This window comes from Vibrio sp. YT-17 (assembly GCF_033337375.1).
In the GTDB taxonomy this organism is placed as follows: domain Bacteria; phylum Pseudomonadota; class Gammaproteobacteria; order Enterobacterales; family Vibrionaceae; genus Vibrio; species Vibrio alginolyticus.
Map to the genome: position 1 here is coordinate 105616 of NZ_JAWOQP010000003.1, position 20282 is coordinate 125897.

The window sequence follows — 20282 nt, forward strand, 5'->3', positions numbered from 1 at the left end:
TTACGCAAACGTTTAGGACTGGAATTACTGATAATTTTACTTATTGTGTTGATTGATAATAACGATGACATTAATAGCTCAAACACCATTGAAAGTAAGGGAATATTTACATATGATTGAAAATGATAATTATTTTCAAGTGCTGTGTTTATGTATTTTATTATTAGCTTGGTCGTGTTTTTTTTGCTGTATATCAGAACAAAACCGAACTCGTGGTGTGCGGGGATTCATATCGTAAGCCACATTTTTATCGTTGCATTTTGTCCTGCAATTTATGTTGTTCAATATTTAATCGTTACGTTTTTTTCGTCACCGATATTGATTAAGCTGTCATCACGCTCCGGTGTATACAACATTCTCATTGCTTTTCTTCCATTATTGATCGCAACCGGCAGTCTGGCGTTTAGCTGAATGATTTCATCTCTCTTCTTTTCTTAAAACAACTACACTTAATCAGAATAAGGTATCAATTTCATATAATTATTCGATATCTACGCGTCAGCACATGTGTCACATTTCTGTGACTACGAGTAAGTTTTACTTATGTTGCTTGGTAGTAGGGTATTTATCGATTGTTTAATGATTCAATACTTAGTTTAATCGTATAAAGGTGTGCAGTATGCCGCACTAAATTAATAAGAAATTATCTAAAAAGGTTAATGGGAAACGTAAGCCATTAGCGGAGGTCAGATGAGTACGCACACGGTACCGCAGAGCGCGATTGTAAATGCTGTCAAAGGTGAAGTTTTGGTTTTGGGCCTGGATGGAAACGTTAAGGTCATAAAAGCGGGGGATGAGTTAAGACCTGGCGAGATTATTATCACAGAAAATAATGCTTCTCTCGACGTACAGATAAATAATGAGCTTTATCTGGTCGATGCAAATTGTGTTGCTTGTCTTCCTGTGCCTTCTTCTGAACCGTTAGAACCAGTATTGGTACAATCTCCAGTAAATGGCTTGGTGACTTTTGACCCAACGGCTATTGGAAGTGCTGACTTCGACGCCAACGATATTGCCGCTATCCAGCAAGCTATTTTAGACGGAGCTGACCCTACCGCTATCTTAGAAGCAACAGCTGCTGGCGCAGGTGCTGAAGGCTCGGCTAATGCTGGCTACGTGACGGTTGAATATAATAACCCGGAAGTACTCGCGTCTACTTTTTTTGAAACGTCTGCGACTCGCAGCGGAGAAGATGATCGCGACGAAGATGACGGTTTGAATGTCACGATTTTTGCTGATGGTGGGCAGTCACTGCAATCTAGCGTAATAGAAGGCTCAATTTCTCTATCTAGCTACCCGCAAACCATTTCTTCTAGTGTGCTGGTTGAAGCAGGGGATCTCGCACTTGATACTGCTTCATTTGTACCTGAAACGTCCTCATTAGAGTCTTTGTTAACCGAGTTAAATAGTGACATTACCTCTGGTGGTCAGCCAGTGGCGTTCGTTTACGACGAAGCGCAAAATGCCATTATCGGCACTCAAGGTGGTAACGAAGTGCTTCGTATCGAGATCGAAGCGACATCTTTAGGCCGTGATTTAGAGTTAGAGGTCGTTACCACGATTAGCCAGGGTATTGACCATGTTGCGTCTGTTGCTGATGGCCAAGTATCGATCGTCGGTGATCAAATCAATATTACTTTTGATATTACAGGCGCAGATATTGGTGGTAACAGCATTCAAGCGCCTATTGACTTTACGACAACCGTTATTGATGGCGATGATCCTGCGCCGCAAAACGTTACTTTTGAAAACGTTGAATCTTCTTCTACACCAATCACTGGCACCTTTGTTGATATTGGTAGTGATCAATTGGCAACGGTCACGTTTAATCAAGAAGGACTTAGTCAGTTTGATGGCCTATTGAGTGATAATCAGGCGACAGAAGCGGTACTCTCTGAAGACGGCAGTACTATCACCTTGTCCATTGCTGGCTCGAATGAAACCGTCTTAACCATCAGTCTGAATACTGATGGTACCTACCAATTTGAGCAATTTAAGCCGTTAGAACAAACAAACGGTGAAGATACAATTGAGCTCTCTTTGCCAACCACAATCGTCGACTTTGACCAAGATACGGCAAGCAACACCTTTACGATGACCATCCTTGATGGCGATAATCCAGTGATTGAAAACGTGACGGGCTTGTCTTTAGACGAGGCGGGGGTTGACCAAGGTTCACAGGAAGGCGCGGTAGTAACAAGTGGTACTGGGGCGATCACGACAGCGGTCGGTAGTGACATCATTGATCACTATGAGTTGGAACCTACAGAGTTTAATGTTGGTGGAGAACTCCAATCTCAAGGGCAGGTTGTTCAACTAGAACTAGCGTCCGAGAGTAACGGCGTACGTACTTACGAAGGCTTCATCGAGCTGGATGGCGTGCGTATCACCATATTTGATGTGGCGATTGATGCGCCTGCATTGGGCGAATACCAATTCAACTTGTATGAACAACTCGACCATACGGGTGCTAACGATGACTCGCTTACTTTCTCACTGCCAGTTTACGCGGTAGATGCGGATGGTGACCGCTCCTCGATTACCGACGGCTCGAACACACCAGAAGCAGCGCAAATTGTCATTCAAGTTCAAGATGACGTTCCTACGATTGGTGGCGTTGAGGCTCTAGCCGTCGATGAAGACGATTTATCAAGCATAGGCTCCGATCAAAGCGACTCTGTGCTCGCGCAAGGCAACTTCACGACGACTCAGGGCTCAGACCGTGTCGTAAGTTATCAATTAGAGAGCGGCACTGATCCACTCAATGGGTTGGAATCACAGGGTCGATCTATCTCTCTGACGGAAACAACCAATTCAGATGGCAGCTTTACCTATTCTGCAACAGCTGAAGGGGATGCTATCTTCACCTTACAAGTGAACCCTGACGGTTCTTATTCATTTACCCTTGAAGGTCCAATCGATCATGCTGCGGGTAGTGATAGCTTAACTCTAGACTTCAATATTGTCGCAACGGACTTTGACGGTGACACCAGTTCACTTGTTCTACCGGTTACCATTGCTGATGATGTGCCAACCATTAACAACGTTGTTGCTCTTACCGTCGATGAGGATGACTTGAGTTCGGTAGGCTCTGACCAATCACAGCCAACGCTGGTTGAAGGTCAGTTCACGACGACTCAGGGTTCTGATGGCGTCGTACAGTATCAGTTGGATGTAAACGCTGATCCTTTAAAAGGCCTGCAATCTCAAGGTCAGACCGTCTCCATTGCCGAAACGCAAAATGCAGACGGCAGTTACACCTACAGCGCAACGGCAAATGGCAGCGCAGTTTTCACATTAATTTTGAATACCGACGGCTCGTACAGTTTTGAGCTGCAAGGTCCAATCGACCATGCGGCAAATAGCGACAGCTTAACCCTCGATTTTAATGTTATTGCTACTGATTTCGATGGTGACACAAGCCAAATCGTATTGCCTGTTACCATCGTGGATGATAAGCCGACCATTACCGACGTCGATGCGATTACCGTTGATGAAGATGACTTAGGCACGATTGGGTCAGATCAGACTGACCCGATTTCAATCGATGGCAACTTCACCACCACACAAGGCTCGGACCGAGTAGTGAGCTATCAGCTCGATGCTTCTGCAACACCAGTTGACGGCCTTACATCACAAGGCGTGGCAGTTACGCTGACTGAAACCGCAAACGGTGATGGCAGCTTTACTTACGAGGCGACAGCGGGTAGTGAAGCGGTCTTTACGCTGACGGTGAATACTGATGGTAGCTATAACTTCACGCTTGAAGGTCCAATCGACCACGCGGTAGATAGCGATGAGCTGACACTCAACTTCCCAATCATCGCAACAGACTTTGATGGCGACACCACAAATGCCATTATCCCAGTGACAATCGTGGACGATAAGCCTGTGATTACCGACGTCGACACCATTACGGTTGATGAAGATGATCTAGCGTCAATTGGCTCAGACCAAAGCAATCCAATTTCTATTGATGGCAACTTTACTACCACACAAGGCTCTGACCGAGTGGTGAGCTACCAACTCGATGCTTCAGCAACACCAGTGGACGGTTTAACATCGCAAGGCGTGGCTGTCACACTGATAGAAACCGCAAATGGTGATGGTAGTTTCACTTATGAAGCGACTGCGGGTGGCAACCCAGTATTTACTCTGACAGTAGATACTGATGGCTCTTACAACTTCACGCTAGAAGGGCCAATTGATCACGCGGTGGATAGTGATGAGCTGACACTCAACTTCCCAATTATCGCAACCGACTTCGATGGCGACACCGTTACTGAAACCATTCCAGTCACGATTGTTGATGATGTACCGACCATCACAGCGGTGGATGCGTTGAGTGTCGATGAAGATGACCTTAGCGGCGTGGGCTCAGACCAAACTGACGCTGTGTTCGTTGAAGGCGCGTTTACCACTATTCAAGGCTCTGACCGAGTGGTGAGCTATCAACTGGATTCAACGGCTGATCCTGTTGCGGGGCTAACGTCTCAAGGTGAGGCGATTACCTTGGTGGAAACCGCGAATGGCGACGGCAGCTTTACTTATGTTGCGACCGCAGATGGCAATCCTGTCTTCACGTTGAATGTAGCAGCAGATGGTACTTACGACTTTACGCTGCAAGGCCCGATTGACCATGCAGCTAACAGCGACAGCCTGACGATTGATTTCCCAATTATTGCCACCGATTTTGATGGTGATACGACTTCGGCGACCATTCCAGTCACCATTACGGATGATGCACCAATCATCGATAATGTTGTGCCTCTGGCTGTAGACGAAGATGATTTATCAGGCATTGGTTCAGACCAAAGCGACGCTGTGTTTGTTGAAGGCGCGTTTACGACCACCCAAGGTTCAGACCGTGTGGTGAGCTACCAACTTGATTCAACTTCTGATCCTGTCGCAGGTTTAACTTCTCAAGGTGAGCCTGTTACTTTGGTAGAGACGGCGAATGCCGATGGCAGCTTTACTTACGTGGCTACCGCGGATGGCAATCCGGTTTTCACCATGAACGTGAATGCAGACGGTACATACAGCTTCCGTCTAGAAGGTCCAATCGATCATGCGTTAAACAGCGATGAGCTAGTACTGAACTTCCCAATCATTGCAACAGACTTTGATGGCGATACGACGACCGCGACCATTCCAGTCACGATTACTGATGACGTTCCAACCATTAATAACGTTGTTCCACTGACAGTAGACGAAGATGATCTCGCAACAATTGGCTCAGACCAAAACGATGATGCGTTTATGTCGGGCTCTTTCAGCACAACTGAAGGCTCAGACAGCGTTGTTAAATACCAGCTTGATGCAACCGCAGATCCAGTAGCAGGGTTGACCTCTCATGGGGAGCCTGTTGTGCTTACTGAAACTGCTAACGGCGACGGCAGTTTTACTTACACTGCCACAGCAAATGGCAATGACGTATTTGAATTGGTGGTGAAGCCAGATGGCAGCTACACCTTTACTCTGCAGGGTCCACTAGACCATGCGGTGAATAGCGACAGCCTGCAAATCGACTTCCCGATTATCGCAACAGACTTTGATGGCGATACGTCGACAGAAACACTACCTGTCACCATCGTTGATGATAAACCAACCATCACTGACGTAGACGCAATCCATGTGGATGAAGATGACTTAGCGACGATTGGCTCTGACAGCTCAGATCCAATTTCAATCGATGGCAACTTCACTACAACGCAAGGTTCTGATGGGGTAGTAAGCTACCAATTAGATACTGCTGCAACGCCAGTTGATGGTCTAACATCACAAGGTGTGGCCGTCACGCTGGCTGAAACCGCAAACGGCGACGGTAGCTTCACTTATGAAGCGACAGCAGGAACTGAAGCAGTATTTACGCTGACCGTTAATACGGATGGTTCATACAACTTCACGCTGCAAGGTCCAATCGACCATGCGACAGACAGTGATGAGCTGACACTGAACTTCCCAATCATCGCAACGGATTTTGATGGTGATACCACCACAGAAACGATCCCAGTCACCATCGTGGATGATAAGCCAACTATTACCGATGTTGATGCGATTACTGTTGATGAAGATGATTTAGGCACGATTGGTTCGGACCAGACTGACCCGATTTCTATTGATGGTAGCTTCACCACCACACAAGGCTCTGACCGAGTGGTAAGTTATCAGCTTGATGCTTCTGCAACACCAGTTGACGGCCTTACATCACAAGGCGTGGCAGTTACGCTGACTGAAACCGCAAACGCTGATGGCAGCTTTACTTACGAGGCGACAGCGGGTAGTGAAGCGGTCTTTACGCTGACGGTGAATACTGATGGTAGCTATAACTTCACGCTTGAAGGTCCAATCGACCACGCGGTAGATAGCGATGAGCTGACACTCAACTTCCCAATCATCGCAACAGACTTTGATGGCGACACCACAAATGCCATTATCCCAGTGACAATCGTGGACGATAAGCCTGTGATTACCGACGTCGACACCATTACGGTTGATGAAGATGATCTAGCGTCAATTGGCTCAGACCAAAGCAATCCAATTTCTATTGATGGCAACTTTACTACCACACAAGGCTCTGACCGAGTGGTGAGCTACCAACTCGATGCTTCAGCAACACCAGTGGACGGTTTAACATCGCAAGGCGTGGCTGTCACACTGATAGAAACCGCAAATGGTGATGGTAGTTTCACTTATGAAGCGACTGCGGGTGGCAACCCAGTATTTACTCTGACAGTAGATACTGATGGCTCTTACAACTTCACGCTAGAAGGGCCAATTGATCACGCGGTGGATAGTGATGAGCTGACACTCAACTTCCCAATTATCGCAACCGACTTCGATGGCGACACCGTTACTGAAACCATTCCAGTCACGATTGTTGATGATGTACCGACCATCACAGCGGTGGATGCGTTGAGTGTCGATGAAGATGACCTTAGCGGCGTGGGCTCAGACCAAACTGACGCTGTGTTCGTTGAAGGCGCGTTTACCACTATTCAAGGCTCTGACCGAGTGGTGAGCTATCAACTGGATTCAACGGCTGATCCTGTTGCGGGGCTAACGTCTCAAGGTGAGGCGATTACCTTGGTGGAAACCGCCAACGGTGATGGCAGCTTTACTTATGTGGCGACCGCAGACGGCAATCCGGTATTCACGTTAAACGTAGCAACAGATGGCACTTACGATTTTACGCTGCAAGGCCCGATTGACCATGCAGCTAACAGTGACAGCCTGACGATTGATTTCCCAATTATTGCCACCGATTTTGATGGTGATACGACTTCGGCAACCATTCCAGTCACGATTACGGATGATGCACCAATCATCGATAATGTTTTGCCTCTGGCTGTAGACGAAGATGATTTATCAGGTATTGGCTCAGACCAAACTGACGCTGTGTTTGTTGAAGGCGCGTTCACCACTACCCAAGGTTCAGACCGTGTGGTGAGCTACCAACTTGATTCAACTTCTGATCCTGTTTCGGGGCTAACCTCCCAAGGTGAGCCAGTTACTCTGGTAGAGACTGCGAATGCTGATGGCAGCTTTACTTACGTGGCTACCGCGGATGGCAATCCGGTTTTCACCATGAACGTGAATGCTGATGGCACATACAATTTCCGTCTGGAAGGGCCGGTCGATCACGCGTTAAACAGCGATGAATTAGTACTGAACTTCCCAATCATTGCAACAGACTTTGACGGCGATACGACGACCGCGACCATTCCCGTCACGATTACTGATGACGTTCCAACTATCGACAACGTTGTTCCACTCACGGTGGACGAAGATGATCTCGCCTCAATTGGCTCAGACCAAAACGATGATGCGTTTATGTCGGGTTCTTTCACCACAACTGAAGGCTCAGACAGCGTTGTTAAATACCAGCTTGATGCAACAGCAGATCCAGTATCTGGGTTGACCTCTCATGGTGAGCCTGTCGTGCTTGCTGAAACTGCTAACGGCGACGGTAGTTTTACTTACACAGCCACGGCAGATGGCAATGCCGTATTTGAATTGATTGTGAAGCCAGATGGCAGCTACAACTTTACACTGCAAGGTCCACTAGACCATGCGGTGAACAGCGACAGCCTGCAAATCGACTTCCCGATTATCGCAACAGACTTTGATGGCGACACCTCATCGGAGACGTTACCTGTCACTATCGTTGATGATAAGCCAACCATCACTGACGTAGATGCCATCACGGTTGATGAAGATGACTTAACGACGATTGGCTCTGACGGCTCTGACCCAATTTCCATTGATGGCAACTTCACTACAACGCAAGGCTCTGATGGGGTAGTGAGTTACCAATTGGATGCTTCTGCAACGCCAGTTGATGGCCTAACATCGCAAGGTGTGGCAGTGACGCTGACTGAAACTGCAAACGGTGATGGTAGCTACACTTATGAAGCGACAGCAGGAACTGAAGCCGTATTTACGCTGACCATTAATACGGATGGTTCATACAACTTCACGCTGCAAGGTCCAATCGACCATGCGACGGGTAGTGATGAGCTGACGCTGAACTTCCCAATCATCGCGACGGATTTTGATGGTGATACCACCACAGAAATGATCCCAGTCACCATTGTGGATGATAAGCCGACCATTACCGATGTCGATGCGATTACCGTTGATGAAGATGACCTAGGCACGATTGGTTCAGATCAGACTGGCCCGATTTCAATCGATGGCAACTTCACTACCACACAAGGCTCGGACCGAGTAGTGAGCTATCAGCTTGACGCGTCTGCAACACCAGTGGCTGGCCTTACATCACAAGGCGTGGCAGTCACACTGACGGAAACCGCAAATGGTGATGGCAGCTTTACTTACGAGGCGACAGCGGGTACTGAAGCGGTCTTTACTCTGATAGTGAATACTGATGGTAGTTACAACTTCACGCTTGAAGGTCCAATCGACCACGCAGTAGATAGTGATGAGTTGACACTGAACTTCCCAATCATCGCAACAGACTTTGATGGCGATACCTCTGCTGAGACAATTCCTGTCAAGATCGTTGATGACAAGCCGACACTTGGTGGAATCGAAGCAACAAGTGTGCAAACGGTTGATGAGGATGATATCCCAACAGTCGGATCTGATGGTACACAGTCGAACAGCATTGCCGGTAACTTCATCGCGACTGATGGTTCTGATGGCATTGTCGAGTACAGCGTTTCTGACCTAACGACGCCAGTACAAGGCCTGACCTCTGGTGGTCAATCACTGGTTATGGTTGAAGTATCAAACGCAGGTGGTGTTTCAGTTTACGAAGCTCGTATTGATGGCACGACGACACCAGTATTCCGTGTAACCCTCGATGCCTCTGATGACAGCTACACGTTCGATTTGCTCGCTCTTCTCGATCATCCAAATGCTGATGGACAAAATGAACTGATCATCAATTTACCGATAAACGCGACTGACTTTGATGGAGACGTGTCGAACAACATCACCTTACCAATTACGGTTGTGGATGATGTTCCGACCATTGATGGTTTGCTAGCAGGCAGCGAACAAACCGTTGATGAAGATGACCTACCAGCAGGTACGGATGCTGCAAGTGCAGAAGATACTGTTATTTCAGGTACTTTTGATATCACCGAAGGTGCTGACCAAGTTGCTTCTATTCAGCTGAGTGACCTGACCACGCCTGTTGCGTCACTGACTTCAGATGGTGAAGCTATCACCTTAGTTCTGTCTTCTAGCGCAAACGGCGTGAACGTATACCAAGGTGTTGCTGGCAATCCTGCTGAAGTGGTTTTCGAACTGACGCTGGATGCAACGAACAACTCCTATGAGTTCGATTTACAGAAGCCGCTTGATCATCCCGATGGTAATCAGCAAAACGAGATTGTTATTAACCTCCCTGTGACGGCGACAGATAATGATGGTGATACTTCACCAGCCTTCACATTGCCAATTACCGTTGTGGATGATGTTCCAGTTGTTACCAATATTGAAAGTCTACGTGTCGACGAAGATGACTTACCTCTTGGTTCTGATGGAACGAAAGAGCCATTAACGGTATCAGGTGAGTTCGAAGTTACTAGCGCAGATGGTATTGATGCTTTCGAATTGGATCTAAGCTCAAATCCTATCCCGAATCTGAAATCGGGTGGAGAAGAGGTAACACTTTCTCAAGACGTTGGTGCTTCAACTGCTGACGCGCTTGTTTACGTGGGACAAACTCCGGGTGGAGTGACTGTCTTCACGTTGACACTTCATCAAGATGGTAAATACGACTTTGAGTTATCTGGTCAGTTAGATCACGCGGTTAACTCTGATGAGATTTTGTTGAATCTACCTGTGAAGATCACGGATGGCGACAACGATATCATCACTGCGACCTTGCCAGTGACGATCGTAGATGACAAGCCAACCATTGATGCTATTAGCTCTGGTAGTACCTTGTCTGTGGATGAGGATGATATTCCGAGCCAAGGTTCGGACGACACGCCAGAATCCAATATCATTGGTGGCAACTTTGACGTTACTGATGGTGCCGACTCTATCGTTAGCTTCCAGTTGGATAGCTTAACGTCGCCTGTTTCTGGACTTACCTCAGGTGGTCAGCCGCTTGAATTGGTTGAATTTTCAAATTCAAATGGTGTGATTGAGTACCGAGCTTACGTACAAGGTACGACGGATACCGTCTTTAAACTGACGCTAAATGGCTCAGCTGACAGTTATGAGTTTGAACTATTAGGTGCACTTGATCATCCTGCGGGTAACGATGAAAACTCGTTGGTCATTAACTTCCCAGTCAACGCGACTGATTTTGATGGCGATGTGTCCAATAACATCACCTTGCCGATCACCGTGGTGGACGATGTTCCAGCTATTGTGAACGTGACAGACTCTAGCCAACAAACCGTTGATGAAGATGATCTTGCCGGTGGCTCTGACACGACAAGTAATGATTCTACGGTATTGAACGGCGGATTTGAGGTCGTTGCTGGTGCAGACAAGATTGTCAGCTACCAAGTTTCAGACCTCGATGCAGTCGTGTCTGGTTTAACGTCGAACGGCAGCAGCATCGAGTTGAATCTAGTAAGCACGAATGGTGGAGTAACCAGTTACGAAGCGGTTATTACTGGCACATCAACTAAGATCTTCACGCTGTCTCTTGATGCGAATAATGACAGCTACCAATTTGAGCTGTTGGGACCAATCGACCATGACGCTGTTCAAGGTGAAAACAACCTTGTCATTGATATTCCAATTACAGTAACAGACTTTGATGGTGACACGTCATCATCACTGAATCTTCCAATTACCGTAGTTGATGACATTCCCGAAATTAAATCAGCAGATGCTTTGGCTGTTGATGAGGATGACCTTGCCAACGGCTCTCAGGCAACCAACAAAGACAGCCTAGAAGCAACGGGCAATTTCGATACGGTGGAAGGGGCAGATACCGTTGTCTCTTATCAGCTGGATCTTACTTCTAACCCGATACCAGGAGTAACTTCAGGTGGTTTTGCGGTGACGTTAGTTCAAACCGCGGTAAGCAACAACAACTTTACTTATCAAGGTCAAACACCTGATGGTAACTCAGTGTTCACACTAGTTTTGAACGCTGACGGCTCTTACAAGTTTACGCTTGAGGGTGCGCTAGATCACTCAACTCAAGGCGAAGATACACTCATACTTGATCTCCCAGTCTTTGCGACCGATGTCGATGGTGATACGGCAGGTATTAACTTACCAGTGACGATTACCGATGATGTTCCAACCTTGCACGATGCATCTATTTCGCGTGTTGAGGGGCAAGGCAGCCGCACGGTTCGTTTATTCCGAGACCCTGTAGAGGGGGATGATGACCTTGGTGCTGACGACGCACAAGTGACTTCATTCTCGGCTGATGATTCAGGCATTTACTTTAAGCAAAATGGTGTTGATTCTGATTCTGTCGATTTGAACGGCAGCGACCAAGTCGTATTTGTTCACAAGGTTCTTGACGGAGTGGATACTGAAATCGGTCGTTTGGTTGTTCGAACCGATGGCAGTGTGTCATTCCGTCCGAATGACGATCTTGACCATACCGAAACCGACTCGATTGATTTCACCATCAACGTTGTTGCAACCGATGGTGATGGCGATATCGCAGATGCCGATGTGGATATCTCGATAAGAGACCGCAATGCGCAAATTGACACGTCTACCGTTACTGCGTTCGAGGACCAAGGGCGTGATGGTATCGTTGTGGGTGTTGACTCTGCAAATACACAGGACAACTTGTCGACGCTGGATGTTAACCCTGCGAAAGTCGACTTGGTTATCAATTTACATGATATCGACCGTAACGAGAGCTTAGGTGACATCACTATTCGAGATGCTGATACTCACAACGGTTCGTTCTACTACCGAGACGGCAGTGGCAACTACATTGAATTAACATCTGTGGGCAATACGGTTGTTCTCGACGCATCAAATGTCGAGCAGTCATTCAATGGTGAGCTTGTCTCGTTAGATAACTTGTACTTCGTACCAGATCGTCATACATCAACCGATGCTTCTGGTATCGATCCTCGTATCCGTGTGGAAATTCTTAACAATGGTACGCCAGATCATACGATTAATGGTCGTTTAGACATTGAAGTTGCTGCCGTTGCAGATATTGCAACGTGGACGGCAAGCAGCGAATTTAACTACTCGGTTGATGAAGATGGAAACAATGTCGCACTTAACATCACGGCTGAAACCCAAGACACTAGTAACCCTGAAGGCATTGTGTACGAGCTTGTCTTTACACAAGGAGAAGGTAACGCAGAGTTAGTCTATTCAGATGGTAGTGCGATACCAAAATCCGGTGGTGTTTATCTGGTGGATGCAAGCCGAATTGATGAAGTTCAAGTTGATCCGATAGATCACTTCTCGGGCGAAATCAGAATTGATGTCACCGCTATTACGACGGAAAACAACAATCCACTGCTTGGGAAAGATACCGCTCGCTCAGAAACCGAAACCATCATTATTGATGTAAACCCAGTTGCGGATAAAGGTAGTTTTACTGTAAATCGAATTAATGTGTTTGAGGATAACGCTCGAACTCAAAATACGGTAGACCCTGTCACTGATCACGATCCACTCCAATTAAGTGAAGTGATCACCATGAAACCATCAGCGGACTTAGATGGTTCTGAAGCGTTATTTGTGCGCATTTCTAACTTCTCAATTGATGGGGTTACTTTGGTGTGGCTGGACTCAGCAAACCCAAGTCAGATAGTAGAAGTGACCGATTCAGGCGGCAATATACTTTATTACGAAGTGCCAGAGTCTGAATTAGCGAACGTCGAAGTTCTTCCTCCGTTGCACAGCAATGATGACTTTACTTTCAATGTCGAAGGCATTGTGAAAGACACAGCATCATTGTCTACCGGTACGACAGAAGATGTGTTGTCACTGGGCAGTAAGACTGTCATCGTTGGTGTAAAAGGTGTTGCTGACATACCAGACACGGTATTAATTGACGCGGGGAACGTTTGGAACCGGTTCGTAGACGGAGATGTGGCCGGGATAGAGACGACTATCGAAGAGAATGGTGTTGTAAACCTTAACTTCTCGGTTGTATCTGGTGAAGTTGCCGATAGACCACAGGATGATTCAGAAGCCATTACTGTTATCCTGTCCAACATCCCCGACGGTGTTCGTGTCGTAGATTCAGACGGCTCAAGCGTTGACCTCACCTTTGTTGGCTATGATGGTAACGGTCAACCGATTTACGAAGCAAACATCACTGGGCTGAATTTTAATTCCGGTATTCAAATTATTCCGGAAGCCTCTTCAACTGAAAACATTGCGATTACAGGGACGATCATTGTTACCGAGAATGATGGTCATAGTCGTGTGATTGAAAGAGAGGTAAGGATCAAAGTCGAACCCGTTATTGACGCCCAAGATAACTACGTTGTTCGATCGGAGGGAGATGAAGATACGCGCTTTGACATCGATTGGAAACCGACGCTCGTACAAAGCCCTGATACCGATGAATTCTTTAGTGATGTAACCATCTCTGGATTTCCTCCAGGCAGCACGGTCTATGTAGATGGTGTGGCACAAACGCTTGTTTCTGGAACACTAACGCTTTCACCGCAAGCCGGTGAATCAGAGCAAGATTTTTCCGCTAAAATCTCTCAAAGTGGCTATGTTCAAGTCCAGTTGGAGCAGGATTCAAGTACTGACTTTGACTTGACCACAACCGTCACTGTGAAAGAGATTGACCATGAATATGTTGACGCTTCGAATCCCGGTGAAGGTATCGCTGAGAAAACCATCAATGGTACGGTGAATGTCCAAGTTAATCCAATCGTTGAGCCAGAGGATAAGACGGGGGCAATAGACGACCAAACCCGTCTGCTTGTCACTGAAAGTGGTGGTGGTGCTACCGATATCGTGAAGTCAGACGATCAAGGTAACATTGACTTTACGATCAACACTTCTATGGGGGGCGAATCTGGTGCTCATATCATTAAATATCAAGAGTTTGATGCGTCTTCAGATGAAGTGGTGACTCAACTTGTTGTTCAATTTCACAATGTGGACCCTGAGATCCTCAACCAATTGGTTATCGTCGGTGCACTAAATGAAGGTGGGGGTCGTTGGACAGTAACCAATGAAGATAACTTCTCAATTAAAGCGCCGTCTGGACTTGATTTAACACCAAACGATGACAGTGACGATGGCGATAACGGTGGTCTCTCTCAAATTGGCTTAACCATTTACGCAGAAGTGAATGATTTGGGCGAAGATTTGGGCAACGAAAAAGATGCGACGGTCATGCGCCAAACGGATGTGACACTTGAATTTCCTACCGTTCTCACACCGCAAATGAGTGTAGCGGCAGAGATTCAGGTGGCTGATGATGTCCAAATTCAAGCGTTGGAAGACAATTCTATTAACCTTGGTGCTCAGTTAACGTCGAAAGTTGATGCGATTAATGCAGATGGCGTGGAGGATGTCTTGACTATTATCGTCGATCCTTCAGCTCCTGGTATTCCTCCTGGCTTGGTGATCACGGGGACGGATATCGACTTTGTCAATGGTAAATACGTGTTCCAAGCCCATATCGATGCGAGTGGAAATATTACTGGCCTTGATGGTTTGACGATGCACTTGGCAGAAGATTACGCAGGTGATTTCGAATTACCAATTCGGTTCGTCACTAAAGACACTGAGTCCGGTGATGAAAAAGAAAATAATGTTCAGTTTCCAGTTCAGGTTTTACCGGTTGCAGACGTTCCGAGTTCAGCCGGGGATCAGCCGTTGGATAGCGATGTCACACCAAATGTAAGAGTAGATATCGTCGGTACTTTCGGCTTGGATGCAAACAAACAACCTGTGACTGATCTAAATAACGACGTTCCCACGGCGGATGGTGTTGGTTACGAAGATGGCTTAATCCAACTTAACTTGAGTGTTGATTTTGCCGATCAATTTAACAACACTCAAGGTGGTCGAGAAACACTAACGAACATCAAGTTAGAGCTTGATGACACAACATTAGGTGAGTTTGTTGATGCCAATGGTAACAGCTTAGGAACCAGTATTGAGTTTAATGAAGCTGAGATTTTAGCTGGTGCGCTTGACAATGTTCTGTTTAAGCCAAAAGAAAATTACCCCGTAGGTGGTGGCCAAAATACCGTCAAGATTAATATCGAGGGAGAAATTACTGATGAAGCTGTGTTTGATCAGTCTATCTTGAATAACTCTGGCGATAATATAGATGTGAGAACCTTCACTGACGATGTCACATTTGAAGTTACGCCAGTCGTTGATGATATTACCATTACAGGTGCCGATCCGACGCAGCCAATCACGGTGATTGGTGACGAAGATACTTTAATTTCGCTGAATCAATCGGGCTCTGGTGTTTCGATCAGCCTGAACGATAATGACGGTTCTGAGAGTTTCGTTTCACTCAAGTTAACGGGGCTTCCTGATGACTTTATCGTTAAATCCAATTCCTCTGATTATGTTGTTAAGAACAACGGTGGGGGCGAATGGAGTATTCAACTAAAAGATCTCACTCAGACGTCCATTGACCTGAGTGACATCCAAATTAAACCGCCAAAACACTTTAGTGGCGAGGCTGAGATAGGTATTACGGTCTTCATTCAAGAGGAGTTGCTACAAGTTCCAACGGAACGAAACAACAACTTTACGCTTATTGTCAATCCTATTGGTGATGATGTTGATGTGAATCCCGATACTTCGGCTGCAGGTAATGAGGGCGAAGACATTGTTATTAATGTAAATGCGTTAGTGGTTGATAACAAAGTGTCCATCGGAGATGGTGCAAACTACCAGGAAAATGATCCAGAGACGCTGAGAGTTGAGGTCTCCAATGTCCCTGATGGGGCGAGTGTTTCATTACCTGATGGGACAGTGTTTACTGACCAAGGCGGCGGCATTTTTGTCTTAGAAATCAATGCTCAAGACTTGGATCAAGTGTTGTTTAATTCTGGGGATCGCAACGATAACTCATGGGATGGTTCGCTGCATTTCAAAGTGCAAGCCGTTGATACTGGGCTCGATGGCAGTCAAAGCTTGGGCTCCGCAGAGGAGTTTGATGTCACTGTTGATGTTGAAGCAGTGAACGACCGCCCAGAGTTCGTGAATACAGTGGATGTTGAAACGCAAGAGGATACTCCGTTACTGCTTGATGGCTTTAACATTACAGACGTTGATGCGGTGTTAGATGACCCGAACGCTGAATACGTGCTCAATGTTACTGTAGACAGCGGTATCTTGGAGCTCAACCCAACGCTTATCACTACTTACAACCTAACCGTGAGCGGTGATGGTACGGACTCCGTTGAACTGAAAGGCACAGTGGCCGATCTAAACAATGCCATTGCAGACGGTCTGATTGAGTTTAATCCAGACCTGAACTTCTTTGGTGACGTTCAGGTGGATGTGACAGTCGATGACCAAGGTAATGAAGGTATCGTAATTGGTGGGGTAGATGACACCCTAAATACCAACAGCAGCAGCTTCAATATTGAAGTGACAGCGGTGAATGATACCCCAGAAACTACGCCAGTGACGCTACCGGATATTGAAGAAGATAGTGGTGTGTTCTCCATCTCTGAAGCGGATCTTATTGCGAATGCGACAGACGTAGAGAACGATAACCTCACGGTCAGCAATGTTCAGTTAACGGATCCGAATTCGGGTAGCATTACTTTCAACAGTGGTACGGGAGAGTGGGAATTTACCCCAGCACCAGATTACAACGGTCCAGTTGAAATCACGTACACCATTACAGATGATGGCACGACAAATGGTGCATCCGATCCTAAATCGGTTAACGGCAGCGCATCGTTCAACGTAACGGAAGTCAATGATGCTCCAACGACGTCTGAAGTGACACTTTCTGATATCGCAGAAGACAGTACGGCGGTTGATATTACCCAAGCTGATTTGTTGGCGAATGCGTCTGATATTGAAAACGACACCTTGATGGTGAGCAATGTCCAGTTGGTTGATCCAAGCAGCGGCACATTGGATTTCGACAACGTAACAGGTACATGGTCATTTACTCCTGCGCCTGGCTACAACGGCAAGGTCGATCTGACCTACGACATTACCGACAACGGTACAACGAACGGTGTTTCTGATCCTCAAACGGTGTCAGGAACGGCGACCTTCGAAGTCACTGAGGTGAACGATGCACCGGTAACATCAGAGGTAACGTTGAGTAGTACGGAAGAAGATGGTGGTTCGGTAACTATTACGGCTACTGAGTTGCTGAGCAACGCAAGTGATCCTGAGTCAGACAACTTGACCGTCGATAATGTTGTGTTAGTGGATCCAGCTTCCGGCACGCTGACTCAAGTGAGTGCGACAGAGTGGACGTTTGAACCCGCAACAGATTTCTTTGGTGACGTTAATTTCACTTATGAAATCACAGATGACGGAACCACTAACGGCGCTCCAGACCCAATTACAATCGCGGGCACAGCAGTGTTGAATGTTGAAGCTACCAATGACGCACCTGAAATCACTGCAACGTCGGTAACGGATACGATCAATGAAGCTGATGGCCAGAAAGTAACGGGTATTAGTGTGAGTGACGTCGACTTTGCGGGCGCACAAGCAAATGAAAGCATGACCGTGACTCTTACAGTTACCGAGGGCGACCTTCGTGTCGAGCCGCCAGCAGGTAGTGGTGTGACTGTTGGGGCGGGGATGGCTGGTGAAATCACCCTAATGGGCACACCAGATAATATTAACTCCGTTCTTGGAGCAACAGACGCTTCTGAGGGTGTATTTGTGGATGCAGGAGATGTCAACGCAGCTTCAATCACTTTATCGGTGAAAGTCGAAGACAACGGCGTGTACTTCGAAAATGCATCGGGTACCGCATTGGAAGCGAATCAAGACTTCACTATCAATGTGACACCTGTAGCTGATGCACCTACATTGAGTATCAATCCTCAGTTTAATTACATTCGTCAAATTGCGGCTAGCCAAACCGCGAGCAGTCAAGGTTTAGCGATTGTCGGAATCATGGCGGCGCTTACTGATATTGACGAGGTGCTGTCTTTGGAGCTAACGGGCGTACCAGCTAGTGCTGAGGTAACAAGTGGCGTTTCTCCATCAGGCATTAGCTTCGATGGTACCACTTGGACAGTACCAAGCGATGAAATTGATACGCTAGAAATTGTCGCAACAGATACTAACAGTGGTATTGATGTCGGTTCTTACGATATTTCGCTTACGGCGATATCAACGGAATCTAATGGCGATGAAGCGCAGTCTTCACCTGTCCAAATTAGTTTGGATGTGAGTAGTGATAGCGACGATATTGACCAGTCAACCGCAGTGGACGACAGCTATTTAGTCAGCGGAGACACAGGTACCAACTTGATTGGTGGAGACGGTGACGACGTTATTCTGGGTGGTGATGGTGATGACGTGCTTATCGGTGGCTTAGGCTCAGATATCTTAACGGGTGGAGACGGCAGCGATATCTTCAAGTGGACGGTAGATTCCGTTGATGAAGGGGCAGTGGATACCATTACTGACTTCACTGTTAACGAAGACAGTATCGATTTACGTGAAGTTATCTCTGATCTCAATAACTCAATGATCGACATGGATGATCTGCTTGGTCACATTTCGGCAGACTACGATGCATCGACGGAAAGTGTTTCTCTGAACATTACGACGGATGCAAATGTTCAACAGACTATTGTCGTGGAAAACTTAGGTACTTCAATCGACTTCAACGGTCTTAGCTCCAACGAGATTGTAGAGTCATTGCTCAACAACGGTGTTATTGATAACGGATAAACCTGTATACAACACAAAAATGGGCGGCTCTGATAAGCCGCCCATTTTTTTCGGGAAAGCTTGATTTTAAACAGGAGTATTTGAATCGAAATAGAAATAAAGTGCGAAGCAAAGGGGTTATCTTGTTACGACGTTATAGTGATAGTTGGAAATTAAAATAGCGATAATTTGACGTTAAATCGCCTAAACGTGGATGTCTAGCAAGCTGCCAATGATTTCATTGTTTTTCTCTATGACAGACGCGCCAACTCGGCTATAACCAGCGGCTTGTGCGAGGTTGATGAGAGATTCAACTTTTTGAGAGGGAAGGCTAGGTGTTGAGGCTGTTATTGCGACATCCGCAACCGCAGCTAAATCGATGTTGTGATCAGAAAGCTCTTCTTTTACCTTACTTACATTATTGCTAATGCCATGTGCAGCTTTCTCGGCCATTTGTTGTGACATCTGAACGATGTGGTATCCAGATTGAATTCCCGATACAGGCATATCACTACTCCCAACATTATGATAGTGAGAGCATAGGTGGAGTTTATAAAACGTTCAAGTGTTTTATATCAATGACTTGATTAGGCAAACAGTTTGGCAAGCATTTCTCTTTCTTCACCAGATAGAACCGGTTTTTGCGCTTTATTTAGTTTCACGCTGATCTCACCTTGTAATGACTTTAACTGACTTGCCGTTAAATCACTGAGCTTTTGTTTAAGTTCATTAAATTGTTGTGCGTTCATCTCAATACCTTCGTCGTGATTCGGTTTATCCGTCGTTGCCCGAAATTCTTCATCCTTTGGATACAACATATTTATTCAACCAAAATAGATTAGAATTTGATCGATTGCTTTTTGTCCGAATATTGTCAAGGTGTGTTAAGTGATACGTCAGATTTTTCCTAAGAAGGTACATAATTACCCACTTTGGGGTAGATGGAAGCGTAAAAAGAAAAAGGGAAGCGATATAGCGCTTCCCTCTTACAT

At 46.4% G+C, this 20282-nt stretch carries 3 protein-coding genes; 1 reads left to right on the forward strand and 2 read right to left on the reverse strand.

The window, feature by feature from the left end; genetic code table 11:
• The first annotated feature begins 690 nt into the window (after positions 1-690).
• On the forward strand, positions 691-19311 hold the full coding sequence (locus R7F67_RS04375) for a retention module-containing protein (RefSeq protein ID WP_318056998.1): 18621 nt from the start codon (positions 691-693) through the stop codon (positions 19309-19311).
• Between the two features lie 183 nt (positions 19312-19494).
• Here the strand turns inward: R7F67_RS04375 and R7F67_RS04380 are convergent, their stop codons facing one another.
• Entirely contained in the window at positions 19495-19797 is a 303-nt protein-coding gene (locus R7F67_RS04380) for a hypothetical protein (RefSeq protein WP_176311502.1), read from the reverse strand.
• An 80-nt stretch (positions 19798-19877) separates the two neighbouring features.
• Positions 19878-20108, reverse strand: a complete 231-nt coding sequence (locus R7F67_RS04385; RefSeq protein ID WP_005376575.1) for a hypothetical protein — start codon at positions 20106-20108, stop codon at positions 19878-19880.
• Positions 20109-20282 lie beyond the last annotated feature (174 nt).

What these genes read in the sequence shown, in the direction of transcription:
- R7F67_RS04375 (WP_318056998.1), top strand. Translation starts at nt 691, where the DNA reads ATGAGTACGCACACGGTACCGCAGAGCGCGATTGTAAATGCTGTCAAA.
- R7F67_RS04380 (WP_176311502.1), bottom strand. Translation starts at nt 19,797, where the DNA reads ATGCCTGTATCGGGAATTCAATCTGGATACCACATCGTTCAGATGTCA.
- R7F67_RS04385 (WP_005376575.1), bottom strand. Translation starts at nt 20,108, where the DNA reads ATGTTGTATCCAAAGGATGAAGAATTTCGGGCAACGACGGATAAACCG.